Below are 17,109 nucleotides of genomic sequence, written 5' to 3' on the forward strand. Positions count from 1 at the left end.
GACGCTGCGGCTCGCCCGGCGGATGGCCGCCGGCGCGTCCGGCACCGACCTGCTGGAGCGGCTGCGGGTGCTGCCGGCGCCGCCGCTGCGGGCCGACCGGGCGGCGGCGCCGGAGTCCACCGTGCCATACCGCTACGACGAGCGGCTGCTGGAGTACGACGCGTTCTTCGGCATCGTCCGGGCCGGCTCCGCCACGGGTGGCGTGTTCGCGCACAGCCTGCTGATGGCCTATCGCTCGCTGCTCGAGGAGGGCATGGCCAGCGGCACCCGGCTGAGCTGGGGCGACTGGTCGGCGCTGTGCTCGATCCTGCAGCGGATGATCAGCCGCAGCGTCGGCGAGCCCGCCGACGAGGTGCCGGTGGTGCTGACCCAGCCGCGGTTGCTGCGCTGGCACATGGACCCGGACCGGCGCTGGCGGGTCGGCCACCACGTGTTCTTCGTGCTGACCCAGTGCCTGATCGTCACGCTGCAGTCCTTCCGCGCCGGGCTGTCCGAAGAGGACACCGCGGCGGCGCGGCGGAACCTGCGGCTGGCCACCCGGCTGCTCATGGGGTCCGCCGCGGCGTTCGTGTTCGCCGCGGAGTTCAGCGCTGCGCAGTACAACGGGCGGGTGCGGCCGTCGATGGAGCCGCCGTTCGTCGGCGGCGGGTTCAGCGGGCTGCTCTCCCCGGACCACCAGTACCTCGTACGGCTGTTCGCCGCGCTCCGCCCGGCGCTGCGGGCGCTGCCCGCCGAGCTGGGCCCCGACCACCGCGCGTTCGTCCGCGCGCTCGGCCGGGTCTACGACTCGCACAAGTACGTCTGCGCGCGGTTCGGCGGCACCACCGGCCCGAGCCTGCGGACCAGCGACACGAGCGCGCTGCCCGCCGTCGACGTCGTCCACGCACTCAAGCTCGCCCGGACCAAGATCGTGGGGCAGGTATGACCAACGGCCAGTTCGCGATGCGACAGATGCCCTCGTTCGCGCACGTCCTCGCGCGGCGGGCGGGCGAGACACCCGACGAGGTGGCGCTGCACTTCCGCAACCCGGCGTGCGAGCTGACCTACGGGCAGCTGCACCGCAAGGCCTCGGCGATCGCGGCCCGGCTCGCCGAGGTGACCACGCCGGGAGAGCGCGCGGTGCTGCTCCTCCCGCCGGGTGCGGACTACGTGACCGCGTTCTTCGGCTGCCTCTACGCCGGGGTGATCGCGGTGCCGACCTACCCGCCGCTCGACGAGCGCCAGGTGCCGCGGCTGATGTCGGTGGTGGCCGACGCGGAGCCGAGCGTTGTGCTGACCCTGCCGGACCTGGTCGAGTTCGCGCGGGACAGCCTCGTGCGCAACGGGCTGGACCGCCCGATGGCGTGGGTCGGCGTCGACGTGGCCGAGTCCGGCGACCCGCACGGCGAGCCGGTGCCGGACCGGGCCGACACGGTGGCGTTCCTGCAGTACACCTCGGGCTCGACGAGCAACCCCAAGGGCACCGTCGTCACGCACGCCAACCTGCTGGACAACTCCGACGCCATCCGGGTCCTGTTCGGACACTCCCGGGACAGCCGCGGGGTCATCTGGCTGCCGCCGTACCACGACATGGGGCTGATCGGCGGGATCCTGCAGCCGATCTACACCGGCTTCCCCGTGCAGCTGATGTCGCCGCTGGACTTCCTCGCCAGCCCCATGTCGTGGCTGCTGGCGGTCAGCGAGTTCCGCGCGACGACCAGCGGCGGCCCCAACTTCGCCTTCGACCTGTGCGTCCGCAAGATCTCCCCGGAGCGGCGGGAGGGGCTGGACCTGTCATCCTGGGCGGTCGCCTTCTGCGGTGCGGAGCCGATCCGGGCCGACACGTTCGAGCGGTTCGTGGCGGCCTTCGAGCCACACGGGTTCTCCCGCTCGGCCCTCTACCCGTGCTACGGGCTCGCGGAGAGCACGCTGATCGCCGCCGGGGTGGGGCGAGGCACCGGGTTCCGCCCGTGCCCGCGGCCGCCCACCGACCTGTCGGGTCCCGCGCCGATCTCCTGCGGCTCGGCGGTGCCCGGCCACACGATCGAGGTGCGCGTCCCGGGGCAGCCGGCAGCGTTGCCGGACGGTGAGATCGGCGAGATCTGCGTGCGTGGCCCGAGCGTGGCGCTCGGCTACTGGCAGGACCCGGCCGCCACCGCCGCGGCGTTCGAGGTGGACGGCGCCGGCCCGCGCACGTTGCGGACCGGCGACCTCGGGTTCCTGCACGGCGGCGAGCTGTACGTGACCGGCCGGCTCAAGGACCTGGTGATCGTGCGGGGCCGCAACCTGCCCGCCGAGGACCTCGAGCACGCCGTCGGCGGATGCCATCCGGCGATCCGGCCGGGTGCGGTGGCCGCGTTCGAGGTGGACGTGGCCGGTGAGCCGGGGCTCGCGGTGCTGGTGGAGCTGACGACCGACGACCCGGAGGCACGCGCGGGGGTGATCGCCGCGGTGCGCAGCGGTCTCGTCGCCGCGTTCGGCGTGCGGCCCGAGGTGGTGCTGCTCGCGGGCAAGGGCGCCATCCCCAAGACCCCGAGCGGCAAGATCCGCCGCGCCGAGTGCCGGCTGCGTTACCTGGGCGGCACGCTGCCCCTGCTGGAGGAGCAGCGGACCGACGCGGCACCGGACCGGGCCGGGCCGGACCTCGGCCGGCGGGTGGCGGACCTCGCGGCGACCGTGCTCGAGGTCGTCACCGTCGGTGTCGGCACCTCGCTCACCGCGGCCGGCCTGGACTCCCTGCGGGCGGTGGAGCTGGCCCGCGCGGCCCGGGAGACGCTCGGCGTCGAGCTGGCGCTGCGGGACCTGCTCGTCGGCGCGACACCGGCGGAGCTGGCCGACTCGGCCACGACGGCGCGGCCCGACACCGGCGTGCCGTCGGCGGACCTCACCCGGCCCAGCGACGGCGAGCGGGGCCTGTGGCTCGCGAGCCGGCTATCCGGCGACCCCGACCACTACGTCCTGTCGATCGCGCTGGACCTCCTCGGCCCGGTGGACGACCAGCTCGCCGCCCAGGTTGTCGACCTGCTCGCCGGCCGGCACCCCGCGCTGCGCACGTACTTCCCCGACGAGGCGGGCGAGCCCGTGCGGTGCGCGTGCCCGCGGCCGCTGGCGCTGCGCGTGGTGGACCTGGCCGGCGCCACCGAGGCCGAGCTGGAGCACGCGGTGCGCGAGCACGCCTCGGCGGGCATCGATCCCGCCACCGGCCCGCTGTGGCGCGCGACCTTGCTGCACGGGCCGGACGCTTCGGTCCTCGTGCTGTGCGCGCACCACATGGCGTGCGACGTGTGGTCGCTCGACCTGCTGGCCGGCGAGTTCGCGGAGGCATACGAGTGCCTGGCGCGCTGCGAGCAACCACGCCTTGCCCCGCCCGGTGACCCCGCCCGGGTGGCCGCGCGGCAGGCCGATCGGCTCGCCGGGGAGCGCGGTACGGAGCTGGCCGCGTACTGGCGCGACGCGCTGGCGGACCTGCCGCCCCCGGGCGCGCTGCCGCAGGCCCGCCCGCACCGGCGCGTCGCCGCACCCGCGCGGCGCTACCGCATGCGGATGCCGTCCTCGGTCGTCGACGCGGTGCACGACCTCGTGCGGGAGACCGGCGCGACGCCGTACTCGGTGCTGCTGACCAGTTTTGCCTGGACGTTGTACCGCTATACCGGCGAGCACCGGTTCCTGCTCGGCGTCCCCGCGGCGGGCCGGCTCGATCCGGAGGCCGCGGCCGCCGTCGGCTACTTCGTGAACCCGCTGCCGTTCGTCTGCGAGATCGACGACGGCGCGGACTTCCGCGCGCACCTCGGCCGGGTGGCCGCGCGATCGGCCGAAACCCAGGCCCACCAGGACTACCCGTACCAGCGCATCGTCGAACAGGTCGTGCCGGCGGACCGGCGCGCGGACCTGATCCGGATCGTCCTTCTGCAGCAACAGGTTCCGCAGGGGCACGCGCTCTCGCTGCTGACCGGCGACCGGCCGCAACCCTTCGGCACGCTCACCGCCCGCGCCCGGTTCGTCGACCAGCGGACCGCGCCGTTCGAGCTCACCGTGGAGATCGGCGCCGCCCCCGACGGGTTCGCCTGCTCGCTGATCTACGACACCGAGGCGCTCACCGAGCCCGACGTGGCGGCGTTCGCAGACCACTGGGCGAGGGTGCTCGCCGAGGTCACCACCGCGCCCGGCCTGCGCCCGGGCGAGGTCGAGCTGCTCACCGGCGAGGAGTGGCGGCGGCTGGTCCACGACTGGAACACCTGTCCGTCCCGAGTGGACGGTCCGGGCACCCTGCCGGAGGCGGTGTTCGCCGTCGGCATGCGAGATCCCGGCGCGGTGGCGGTGGCTGACGCGGGCGGCGTGCTGACCTACGGCGAACTGGACCGGCGCTCCGCCACGTTGGCCGCGATCCTCGCCGAGCACGGCGCCGGGGACGACGAGCCGGTCGCCCTGCTGCTGCCCGCCGGCCGCGACCTCGTCGTGGCGATGCTGGCCGCGCAGCGAGCCGGCTCGCCGTACCTGCCGCTCGACGTCGACAACCCGGACGGCCGGCTGGCCGCGATCCTCGACGACGCGAGCGCGCCGGTGACCGTGACCAACCGGGAGCTCTCCACCGCGCGGGCGGACGTGCTGCGCGGCCGGGTCGTGCTGGTCGAGGACGCCGCCGGCCAGGACCGGAACCCGCCCGAGCTGGTGCGCCATCCCGACCAGCTGGCACACGTGATCTACACCTCCGGCTCGACGGGCACCCCGAAGGGTGTCGCATGTGGACATCGCGGGGTGCTGAACCTCGTCCGCGACTACGCCGAGCGGGCGCCCGTCGCGCCCGGTGATGCGGTGGGCTGGTGGACCAGCCCCGGCTTCGACGTGTCGGTGCTCGAGGTCTTCTCGGCACTCGTGGCCGGCGCGACCGTGCAGGTGTGCCCGCCCGCCGCCCGGCACGACGCCGGTGCCGTGCTCGACTGGCTGGCCGAGCGCCGGGTCGCCAGCGCCTTCCTGCCGGCGCACCTGCTGCCCGAGCTCGCGGACCTCCTCGTCCACAGTCCGGGCCGGCTCGCGCTGCGCCGGCTGCTGGTGGGGGTCGAGCCGATCCAGCAGGCGCTCCTGCGCCGCATCGCCGGGCGGGTGCCGGGGCTGAGGATCGTCAACGGTTACGGGCCGACCGAGACGACGGTGTGCGCGACCTTCCACCACCTCGACCCCGCCGGGACCCAGGACGGCATCACGCCGCTGGGTGCCTCGCTCGGCAACTGCCCGGTATACCTGCTCGACACCGCGCTGCGGCCGGTCCCGGTCGGCGCGGTCGGCGAGATCGTCGTCGGCGGCGCGGGGGTCGCCCGGGGCTATCGCGGCCGGCCCGGGCTCACCGCGGACCGGTTCGTGCCCGACCCGTTCACCGCCGGCGGGCGGCTCTACCGCACCGGCGACCTCGCGCGGTACCGGCCCGACGGGCAGCTCGTCTTCCTCGGACGGGCGGACCAGCAGGTGAAGGTGCGTGGCATGCGGGTGGAGCCGCGCGAGATCGAGACCGTGCTGGCAACCCACCCGGCGGTGACCGCGGCCGTGGTGGTGGCCGACGGCACGGCACCGGACACCCGGCTGGTCGGCTACGCCCGGGTCGGCGGTGCCCGGGCGGGCGAGCCGACCCTCGGCGCGGAGATCACGGCGTACCTGCGCGCCCGGCTGCCTGGGCCGATGGTGCCCGGCACGGTGCTGCTCGTCGACGAGTGGCCGACGACGCTGAACGGCAAGCTCGACCTGAGGCGCCTGCCGCGCCCCGAGCCGGTGACCGTGACCGTGGCCCCGGTCGGCGAGGTCGAGACGGCGATCGCCGAGGTGTGGGCCGAACTGCTGGAGCGGCCGGCGGTCGGCCGCACCGACGACTTCTTCGAGCTGGGCGGCCACTCGCTGCTCGCCACCCGCGCGTCCGCCCACCTCACCGCGCGGCTCGACGTGCCGGTGGAGCCGTGCCACGTGATGGACCACCCGACGGTCGCCGAGCTGGGTGCGCTCCTCGCCGCGCAGCCACGCCGGCGCCGCGGCGCCGACCTGACCCACGTGCTGCTCGACCACATCGCCACGCTCCCGGACGAGGCGTACCGGTATCTGGAACCCGACGCAGGAGAGGTGTCGTGACCGCGTCGCCCGAGCTGCTGTCCGACGCGCAGCGCGCGCTCCTCGCCAGGATGAGCGCTTCGCCGGGGGAGCGGGCCGGCCTGTTCCCGCTGACCGCCGCGCAACGCAGCCTGTGGTTCCTCGACCAGCTGCGCCCGGGGGACACCGCCTACCACATGCCGGCCCTGCTCCGCCTGCGCGGCCGGCTCGACGAGCGCCGGCTCGCGGCCGCGTTGCAGCGGGTGGTCGACCGGCACGAGTCGCTGCGCACCACGTTCGTCGCCGTCGACGGCCGGCCGCTGCAACGGGTCCAGGCGACCCAGCCACCTGGTATGTCCATTGTGGACCGAATCGGCCGGGACCCGGCGGAGGTGGTGCGGGAGGCCATCCGGTCCGCCCACGAGCCGTTCGACCTCGCGTGCGGGCCGCTCGTCCGCTCGGTCCTGTGGCGCCTGGCCGACGACGACCACCTGCTGCTGCTCGTCGTCCACCACATCGTCGCGGACGGCTGGTCGGTCGGGTTGCTGCTGGCCGACCTCGACGTCGCGTTCGCCGGCGGCACGCTCACCGGGACCGCGCCCGGGCTGTGCCCGGTGGACCTCGCTCTGCGCGAGGCGGCCTCCGCATCGGACACATCGGCGAGTCACTGGGTGCGCACGCTCGCCGGGGTGCTGCCCTCCGGGCTGCCCGACCGGGTGGAATTGCCACCGGAGCAGGCCTGCCGCACCACCACGCTGCCGCTGCCCGCGCACCTGACCACCGCGGTCGGCGGGTTCGCCCGGCAGCACCGCGACACCGACCACGCCGTCCACCTCGCCGCGCTCGCCGCGGTGTGCCACCGGTTCACCGGGCGGTCCGACGTGGTGATCGGCGTGCCGCACGCCCGCCGGTCCGGCCCGGAGACGCAGGGCACGGTCGGCCTGCTGGTGAACACGCTGCCGGTCCGGGTCCGCTGGGACGGCGATCCCAGCTTCGCCGAGCTGGTCTCGATCGCCGGCCGCGCCACCCGCGCGGCGATCGCGCACGGCGATGTGCCGTTCGACGTGCTGGTGGACCAGATCGCCGGGCCCGCGTCGGCCGACAGGGCGGCCCTGTTCGACCTGATGCTCACGATCACCCCCGAGCTGCTGGCCACCGGCCGGCTCGGCAACGTCGACGTCGAGGTGCTGCCCGTGCCGGCCCGGGCGCCGAAGTTCCCGCTGACGCTGGGGGTCGAGCGGCACGCCGGCCACACGGTGCTGCGCTGCGAGTACCACACGGCCCGCTTCGACGAGGAGGTGGTGCACAGCCTCGTCCGGTCCGTGCGTGCCTTCCTGGCCGCCGCGTCGACCGAGCCGAACGCGCCGCTGTCGGCCCTGACCTTGCCGGACACCGATGACACCGTCGAGCGGCCGCCGCCTCCGCCGGACTCACCCGGCGGAGGCGGCGGCGGGCTCGGCGAGGCGGTGGCCGAGGTCGCCGCGCGTACCCCGGACGCGGTGGCCGTCGTCGATCCCACCGGACACGTGACCTACGGCGAGCTGATCGCACGGGCCGGGCGGCTCGCGGCGGTCCTGCGCGCCCGGTGTGGCGAGGATGTGCTGGGCCGCCGGCCGGTGGCGGTGTACCTCGCCGCCGGGGTCGAGCACGCGGTGGCCTGCCTCGCCGTCGTCCTCGCGGGTGGGCACAGTCTCGTCCTCGACCCAGGGCATCCCGTCGAGCGGCACTGGGAAGCGCTGGCGCGCAGCGAGCCGTGCCTGCTGCTGGGCACGTCCGCCGGGCTCGACGAGCTGGGTCCGGCAGGGGTCGGCACTCTCGCCGTGGACCTGCTCGAGTCCGCTGTGGACGGTGCGGGCGGCGGGGTCGCTCGGCTCGGTTACCCGGCCGCGCTCGCCGCGGTCACGGCCGACGGCCTGACCTTCACCCACGCCGCCCTCGCCACACTCGCCGCCGGTGCCCGGCCCGCGGAGGCGTACCTCCACGCCGCGGGACCCTCGACGCCGTCGGGACTGCTGGAGCTGTGGTGCACCCTGCTCACCGGCTCGCGTGGCGTCGTGGTCGGGCCGGACCTGGCCGACGGCGTGGCGGCCGCGGTGACCGAGCACGGCGTGACCACCGTGGCCCTGACCGGCCGGCAGCTCCGGTCGATCCTGGTCGACCGGCCCTCCGCGCTGTCCGCGGTAGGTGAGCTGGTCGTCGACGGGCACCCCGGCGGGACGCGTGGGCAGGTGCGCCGTCCCGACGGCCGGGTCCACGTGCTGGACGCCGCGCTGCGGCCGGTGCCCGTCGGCGCGGTCGGCGAGGTGTACATCGGCGGTGCCGCGACCGGGATCCACAACCGGCCGGCGGCGACGGCGGACCGGTTCGTGCCGTCGCCGTTCGACGCCGGCGAGCGGCTGTACCGGACGGGCGAGCGCGCGGTCCGCCGCGCGGACGGCTCGCTCCTGCCGGCCGACGCACCGGCAGAGCGGTGGCTGCTGGGCCAGGCCGACATTCTCGACGCGGCGGTCCTCGTGCGCGATGACGTGCAGGGCAACCCCGGCCGCGTCGCCTACGTCGTGCCCGCCCCCGGCGCCTCGCCCGACCACGCCGAGCGGCGTGCCCGGCTCGCCCGGCGCCTGCCGCCCGTCGAGGTGCCGGACGTGTTCGTCGACGTGCCACGCATCCCGCTCGACGCCGACGGCGAGCCGGACGCCGAGCTGCTGCCCCCGCCCGCCCGCACGTCGCTCGGCGCGACCCGGTCCGCGCCCGCCGACGGACCGGAACGGTCGGTCGCGGCCGCCTGGGCGGACGTGCTCGACGTCGACCTGCGGGTGATCTCCCGGGACGACAACTTCTTCCACCTCGGCGGGCACTCGCTGCTGGCGAGCCGGCTGGTCGCCCGGCTGTCCCGCGACCTCGGCCGGGCGGTTCCCGTCCAGCTGGTGTTCGACCACCCGACGCTGCGCGCGATGGCCGCCGCGGCCGATCGGCAGGACACCCACCGGGTGCCGCCGCCGCGGCCGCTGTCCGACCACACCACGCTGCCGCTGTCCTTCGCGCAGCAGCGGCTGTGGTTCATGCAGACCTACGACCCGGCGAGCCCGATGTTCAACATGCCGCTCGCGGTGGCGCTGACCGGCGCCCTGAACGTCGCGGCCCTGCACGACGCCCTGCGGCTGGTCGTCGGCCGGCACGAGACGCTGCGCGGCACGGTGTGCGCCGACGGCGACCGGCCGGTGATCCGCGTGCCGGCATCCGGCGACGTCCCGCTGTCCATTGTGGACGTGAGCGCGGCCGGCGACCCGCCGGACGCCGCGGCCGCCGTGCTCGAGCAGGTGGCGCTGGTCCCGTTCGACCTGACCTCCGGCCCGCCGCTGCGGGCCGTGCTGGTGCGGGTGACCGACGTGGAGCACCTGCTGCTCCTGGTGGTGCACCACATCGCCTGCGACGGGTGGTCGGTCGGGCTGCTGGCGGGCGAGCTGTCCGAGGCGTACGCCGCGCGGGTCGCGGGGCGCCGGCCGAGCCTGCCGGAGCTGCCGGTGCAGTACGGCGACTTCGCCGCGTGGCAGCGTGAGACGCAGTCCGACGACGCCCTGCGCGACGAGCTCGCGCACTGGTGCGAGACGCTGTCCGGCGCACCGCCCGCCCTCGACCTGCCGACCGACCACCCGAGGCCGGCGGTCTTCCGCCGGCGTGGCGGTACCCGGCCGGTCCGCCTGGCCCGCGAGGTCACCGCGGCGGCCCGGACCCTGGCCCAGGACCACGAGGTCACCTCGTTCATGGCGCTGCTCGCCGCGCTCGCGCTGGTGCTGCGCCGGGTCAGCGGCCAGGACGACATCGTCATCGGCACGCCGGTCGCCGGCCGGCCCGTGCCGGAGGTGGACCGGCTGGTCGGGTGCTTCGTCGACGTGGTGCCCCTGCGGGTCGACCTCACCGGGGACCCGACCGTCCGCGAGTTGCTGGCCCGGGTTCGCTCGGCGTGCCTGGACGCCTATGGGCATCAGGACGTGCCGTTCGAGCGGCTGGTCGAGCACCTGCGCCCGGACCGGGACCTGTCGAGGACCCCGGTGTTCCAGGTGATGCTGGCGCTGGAGAGCGGCACGCAGCCCAACCTCGACCTGCCCGGCGTGACGGCCAAGCCGTACCGGATCACCACCGGCACCGCCCAGCACGACCTCACCCTGTGGCTGCGGGAGCAGACCGGGGAGATCGGCGGCCACGTCGAGTTCAACGCCGACGTGCTCGCCGACGTGACCGTCGACCGCATGGTCGCCCGCGTCGGCGCCACGCTGCGCGCGCTGGCGGCCGGGCCCGAGGCCCGATTGTCCACTGTGGACGCCTTGGCGCCCGGGGAGCGGGCGTGGCTGGCGCAGGTCGGCACCGGGCCGGTGGCGCCGGTGCCGTCCGGCACCGTCGCGGCGGCGGTGCTCGCCGAGGACCGGGGCGACCGCGTAGCCGTCCTCGACGGCCGGGACGTCGCGATGTCGCTGTCCTACGCGGCGCTGCGCCAGGACGCCACTCGCGTCGCCGGCGCGCTGGTCGCCCGGGGCGTGCGGCGGGGCGACGTGGTCGCGGTGCTCGCGGACCGGTCGCCCGCCGTGGTGCCGGTGCTGTTGGGTGTCTGGCTGGCCGGCGCGGCGTACGTGCCGCTGGACCCGCGGTTCCCGTTGCGGCGGCTGGGTTTCATGCTGTCCGACTCGGGTGCGACGGTGCTCGCGGCGGCGAGCCCCGCGGCCGCCGCCGCACTGGTGTCCGATGTGGACATCGTCGGGTTCGGCGAGCTGCTGGCCGGCCCGTCCGCGCCGGTGGCGCTGCCCGCGGTGCGCGGTGGTGACCGGGCGTACGTGATGTACACGTCCGGGTCGACCGGCCGGCCCAAGGGCGTGCTCGTGCCCCACGCCGCGGTGCTGAACCTGCTCTCGGCGATGACCGCGCAGTGGCGCCTCGGGCCGGCGGACACGCTGCTCGCCGTCACGACCCTGTCGTTCGACATCTCGGTGCTCGAGGTGTTCGGGCCGCTGCTCGCCGGCGCGCGGCTGGTGCTCGCGTCGGCCGCGCAAGCGGGTGACCCCGTGCTGCTCGGCGAGCTGCTCGCGACCGCCGGTGCCACGGCGATGCAGGCGACGCCGTCGACCTGGCGGATGCTGCTGGAGTCGGGCTGGCACCCGCCGCCGGGGTTCCGCGCGTGGTGCGGCGGCGAGGCGCTGCCACCGGAGGTCGCCGCCGGCCTGCGGGAGGCCGGTGTCGCGACCGGCAACCTGTACGGCCCGACCGAGACCACTATCTGGTCCACTGTGGACCCGGCGGTTGACCCGGCGGACATCGCGCTCGGCCGGCCGATCGTCAACACCGACGTGCTCCTCCTGGACGACCGCATGCGCCCGATTCCGGCCGGTGCGGTGGGCGAGCTGTACGTCGGCGGTGCTGGTGTCGCCGACGGCTACCACGGGCGCCCGGGGCTCACCGCGCAGCGGTTCCTGCCCTCGCCGCTGCGGCCGGGGGAACGCCTGTACCGCACGGGTGACCTGGCCAGGTTCGGCCACGACGGCCGGCTGCGGTTCGCCGGCCGGTCCGACGGTCAGGTGAAGATCCGCGGCCACCGCGTCGAGCTGGGTGAGGTGGAGGCCCGGCTCGCTGCCCACCCCGCGGTCGCGGAGGCTGTCGTCGCGGTGCGCGAGGACCGCCTGGTCGCCTACGTCGTCCCCGGCGAGCGGCCACCGGACGCCGCGGAGCTGACCGGCTGGGCCCGCGACTTCCTGCCCGACCACATGGTGCCGGCGGCGACCGTGGTACTGGACCGGGTGCCGCGCACGCCGAACGGCAAGACCGACCGTGGGGCCCTGCCCGCACCCGCCCGCGCGGTGACACCCCAGCACGTCGCGCCCCGGACGGAGCTCGAGGCGACGGTGGCCGCGGTCTGGGCGGACGTGCTCGGTCTCGCCGATGGCCCGGTCTCGGTGCTCGCGGACTTCTTCGCGCTCGGCGGCCACTCGATGCTCGCGACCCGGGTGGCCGGGCGGCTCTCGGAGCTGACCGGGCGGCGGGTGTCGGTGCGGCAGGTGTTCGAGCACCCGACCGTGGCGGCGCTCGCGGCCGAGCTGTCCGCGACCGCCGTGACCGATGCCGCGCCGGCCCGGCCGCACCCCGTGCGCATCGCCGACCGCGACCTGGTCCCGCTGTCCTTCGCGCAGCAGCGCCTGTGGTTCCTGCACCGCCTGGAGGGGCCGAGCCCGAGCTACAACATCCCGGTCGCGCTGCGCCTGTCGGGCACGCTCGACCCGGAGGCGCTGACCGCCGCGCTCGAGGACGTGCTCAGCCGGCACGAGAGCCTCCGCACGGTGTTCCCCGACATCGACGGGATCGCCCGGCAGATCGTGGTCGAGCCGGGCGCACTGCCGGTCCCGCTCACCGCCCGGGCCGTTGCCGAGCCCGAGCTGGCCGCGGCGATCGCCGGTGCCGCCCGGTACCCGTTCGACCTCACCAGCGAGATCCCGTTGCGCGGCACCCTTTTCCGGCTGAGCGCCGAGGAGCACGTGCTGCTCGTGGTGGTGCACCACATCGCCGGTGACGAGGCCTCGCTCCGCCCGTTCCTCACCGATCTCGCCACGGCCTACACCGCGCGGTGCGCCGGTGCCGAGCCGTTCTGGGCCCCGCTGCCCGTGCAGTACCCGGACTACGCGATCTGGCAGCGGCGGGTGCTGGGGGGCACGGACGCGCCGGACAGCGTGCTGGGCCGGCAGCTGGCGTTCTGGCGCGACGCGCTGGCCGAGCTGCCGACGAGGCTCGCGCTGCCGGTCGACCGGCTCAGGCGGGCGGAGGCCGGCTACCGGGGCGGCACGGTCGGCTTCGCGCTGGACCCCGCCCTCTGCGACCGGCTCGGCGCGCTTGCACGGCGGTGCGGTGCCACGCCGTTCATGGTGCTGCAGGCCGCCGTCGCGACGTTGCTGTCCAAGCTCGGCGCCGGTCCGGACATCCCACTGGGCACGCCGATCGATGCGCGCGCCGACGGCGCGCTCGACGACCTGGTCGGCATGTTCCTCAACACGCTGGTGCTGCGCGCCGACACGTCGGGCAACCCGACCTTCGCGGAGTTGGTCGCCCGGGTCCGCGACCGGGACCTCGCCGCGTTCGACAACGCCGACCTGCCGTTCGAGCAGCTCGTCGAGGCGCTCAACCCGCCGCGCGTCGTGGGCGTGCACCCGCTGTTCCAGGTGGCGGTCGCCTACCGCCACGCCGTCCGGACCGCGGTCGAGCTTCCCCGCCTGTCCGTCCACGTCGAGCACGTCGAACCGGGTGCGGCCAAGTTCGACCTCGGGTTCACCTTCACCGAGCGGGACGAGGGCGGCGGCGTCGACGGCCTGCTCGGCTACGCGGCGGACCTGTTCGACGCGAGCACAGCGGCGGGCCTCGCCGACCAGCTGGTGTCGCTGCTCAGCCAGGTGCTCTCCGAACCGGACGGTCCGATCGGCACGGTCGACCTGGTCGGCGAGCCGACCCGGCACCGGCTGCTGGCCGAGTGGAACGACACGGCGAGCGGGCAGCCGAGCGCCACCTTCCCCGACCTGTTCGAGGCACGGGTCGCGGCCGGCCCGGACCGGGTGGCGGTGGTCCACGAGATCGAGACGATGACCTACGCCGAGCTGGACGTCGCGGCGAACCGGCTGGCCCACCTGCTCATCGAGCGCGGCGCCGGGCCGGACACCCTGGTCGCGCTGGTCCTGCCGCGCTCGGCCGACGTCGTGGTCGCGATGCTCGCGGTGCTCAAGGCCGGCGCCGGCTACCTGCCGATCGACCCCGACCACCCGGCGAGCCGGACCGAGCTGGTGCTGGCTGACGCCGACCCCGTGCTGGTGCTGAGCACCCGCGCGCTGGCGCGGGCCCTGCCCCCGCGCGAGCGTGTCGTGCTACTGGACGACCCGGCGGTGGTCGAGTCACTCGACCACCGCCATGACCAGGCGCCGACCGACGCCGACCGGGCGTGCCCGCTGGTCCCGGCGAACCTCGCCTACGTCATCTACACCTCGGGCTCCACAGGCATGCCCAAGGGCGTCATGGTCACCCACACCGGCGTCGTCAAGCTGGTGGCGACCGCGGTCGAGCGGTTCGGCGTCGGACCGGACAGCCGGGTCCTGCAGTTCGCGTCGGTCGCGTTCGACGTGGCGTTCTGGGAGCTGTGCATGTCGTTGCTGGTCGGCGGCCGGCTGGTGATCGTGCCCGCGGACCGGCGGGTGCCCGGCCGCCCGCTCACCGACTACCTCGCCGAGCACGGGGTCACCCATCTCGCGCTGCCGCCGTCGCTGCTGGCCGTGCTACCCGCGGACTGCGCGCCGCCCGCCGGCGCGACGGTGCTCACCGGGTCGGAGACCGTGCCCGCGGAGGTCGTCGCCCGGTTCGGTACCCGGTGCCGGCTGCTCAACGCCTACGGGCCGACCGAGTCGACGGTGAACTCCACGCTGTGGCCCGCGCCGCCGGGCTGGCAGGGCGAGTCCGTGCCGATCGGCATGCCCGACGCCGACACCAGGGCTTACGTGCTCGACGCGATGCGGCTGGTCCCGCCCGGGGTCGTCGGCGAGCTGTACCTCGCCGGCCCCGGCCTCGCGCGCGGCTACCTGGGCCGGCCGGGCACCACCGCGGCGGCGTTCGTGCCCGACCCGTTCCACTCGGGCGGCGGGCGGCTGTACCGGACCGGCGACCTGGCGCGGTGGACGGCGGCCGGTGCGCTGGAGTTCCACGGCCGCGTCGACGACCAGGTGCAGATCCGCGGCTTCCGGGTCGAGCCGGGCGAGGTCGAGGCCGCCCTGGTGCGCCACCCCGACATCCGGGAGGCCGCGGTCGTCGTGGACCGGGGGACGGGGCAGGCCCGGCTCGTCGCCTACGTCGTGCCCGCCCGCCCCGACGCGGTCGACGTCGCGGGGGTGCGGGCGCACCTCACCCGGTCACTGCCGACCTACCTCGTGCCGGCCGTCGTCGTGTTCGTCGACGCGATTCCCCGGGCCGCCAGCGGGAAGGTCGACCGCGGCCGGCTCCCCGCACCCGAGCCCGCGGCCCCCGGCCAGTTACGCAACCCACCGACCACGGCCCTCGAGCGCACCGCGGCCGACGTGGTCTGCGAGGTTCTCCAGCTCGCCGCGGTCGGCCTCCACGACGACCTGTTCGAGCTGGGCGGCCACTCCCTCCAGATCCCGCGGATCGTCGCCGGGCTCACCGCCCGGACCGGCGTGGAGGTCCCGCTGCGCGAGGTGTTCCTCGCGCCGACGGTCGCCGGGCTCACCGATGCCGTGCGCCGCAACCAGGACACGTCGGCCACCGCCGGGATCGTGGCGGTCGACAGGCGGGCCCGGCGCCGCCGTCCGGAAGGAGGGTCGCGATGACCGAGTCCCAGGTGTACGAGGCCGCCGCCGAGGAGTATGTGTTCCCGCTGTCGTTCCAGCAGACCCGGTTCTGGTTCCTCGAGCAGCTCGCCCCGGCGACCTCGGCGTACCACATGCCGATCGTCCTGCGGCTGCGCGGAAAGCTCCGGCCCGACGTCCTCGCCGACAGCTTCCAGCACGTGGTGGACCGCCACGAGGCGTTGCGGACCCGGTACGAGCCGGACTCGCAGGTGCAGGTCGTGGCCGGAACGTGGCGGGTGCCGGTGACCCTCGTCGATCTCACCGGCCTGCCCGGCGACGTGCTGGCCGCGGTCCAGCAGAAGGTGCTGCGGCGCCCGTTCGACCTCTGGGCCGCGCCGCCGCTGCGGGTCGTGCTGGTGCGCACCGGTGCCGAGGAGCACGTCCTTCTCGCCGTGGTGCACCACATCGCGTGCGACGGCTGGTCGTTGGGGGTGCTCGGCAGCGAACTGTCCATCGTGTACTCGGCGTTGTGCGCCGGCGCCGTGCCGGACCTGCGAGAGCTGCCCGTGCAGTACGGCGACTTCGCGCTGTGGCAGCGGGACCGGTTCTCCGGCGACCTGCTGCGCGCGGAGCTGGCGCACTGGTCGGCGGCCCTGGCGAAGGCACCCGCCGCGCTCGACCTGCCCACCGACCTTCCCCGCCCGGCCGAGCCGAGCCACGAGGGCGGCCGGGTGAGCCGGCAACTGCCCGAGGCGCTCGTCCGCCGCGCGGAGCACGTCGCCAGGTCCGGCGGCGCGAGCCTGTTCATGATCGTCCTCGCGGCCTACGCGGCCGTCCTCGCCCGGATGGCCGGGCAGGACGTCGTGGTCGTCGGCACCGCGACCGCCGGCCGGTCGCGGCCGGAGGTCGCGGACCTGGTCGGCTGCTTCATCGGGGTGGTCCCGCTGTGCCTCGATCTGTCCGGGGACCCTTCCGCCGCCGAGCTGCTCGCGTGCGCCAGGACCGTGTGCCGCACCGCGTTCGCGCACGAGGACCTGCCGTTCGAACGGCTGGTCGAGCACGTGCGGCCGGTGCGTGACCCGGCGCGGCCCCCGGTGTTCCAGGTGATGCTGAACGCCCAGGACACCCCCAAGCACCCGGTGCGCTGGCCGGACGTCGACGTCACCGGGGAGAGCCCCGAGCCCGGCGTGGCGAAGTACGACCTGACCGTGGACCTGCACCGCACCGGTGACGGCGCGGTGCTCGACCTCGAGTTCAACGCGGACGTCCTCACCGCGGGCACCGCCGCACGCGTGCTCGAGCGCGTGGAGACGGCGCTCGGCTGGCTCGCCACCCCGGCCGCAGGTACCCCACTGTCCGAGGTGGACATCGGGTCCGCCGACGAGTGGGTGCGCCCAGCGCCGGTCACCGTGCCAGTCGCGGCACCGCCCGAGCCGGCCGCCCCGCGGGACGCGGTCGAGGCACTCGTCCTCGACCACATGCGGGCCGTGCTCGGCAAGCCCGGGCTGGGGGTGGCCGACGACTTCTTCGACAACGGGGGCAGCTCGATGTCGGCGATGAGCCTGCTGCTCGAGGTCGAGCGCGCGACCGGGTACCGGATCGGGATCCGCGACATCTTCCGGGACGCCACCGCGGCCGGTCTCGCCGACCGCATCCGATCCGGACGCGGTCCGATGTAGACGCTGGGGTGCCCACCGATGAGAAGGCATGAGGAGACGGCAGCCATGACATCCGAGTCCAACCGCGC

The 17,109-nt window shown here is 75.3% G+C and carries 4 protein-coding genes; all 4 read left to right on the top strand.

Annotation, left to right across the window (positions count from 1 at the left end; translation table 11 throughout):
• On the top strand, positions 1-925 hold a 925-nt coding region (locus VGD70_RS08460), incomplete at its 5' end, for a hypothetical protein (protein WP_331079834.1).
• Complete coding sequence (locus VGD70_RS08465; protein WP_331079835.1) at positions 922-6,090, top strand: amino acid adenylation domain-containing protein; 5,169 nt, start codon at positions 922-924, stop codon at positions 6,088-6,090. The genes VGD70_RS08460 and VGD70_RS08465, both read left to right, overlap by 4 nt.
• Entirely contained in the window at positions 6,087-15,401 is a 9,315-nt protein-coding gene (locus VGD70_RS08470) for an amino acid adenylation domain-containing protein (RefSeq protein WP_331079837.1), read from the top strand. The genes VGD70_RS08465 and VGD70_RS08470 overlap by 4 nt, the downstream gene beginning before the upstream one ends.
• The gene (locus VGD70_RS08475; protein ID WP_331079838.1) at positions 15,398-17,041 is read left to right on the top strand and encodes a condensation domain-containing protein; all 1,644 of its coding nucleotides are present in this window, start codon (positions 15,398-15,400) and stop codon (positions 17,039-17,041) included. The genes VGD70_RS08470 and VGD70_RS08475 overlap by 4 nt, the downstream gene beginning before the upstream one ends.
• Positions 17,042-17,109: the final 68 nt, after the last annotated feature.

It is taken from the genome of Actinophytocola sp. (assembly GCF_036402745.1).
GTDB lineage: Bacteria > Actinomycetota > Actinomycetes > Mycobacteriales > Pseudonocardiaceae > Actinophytocola.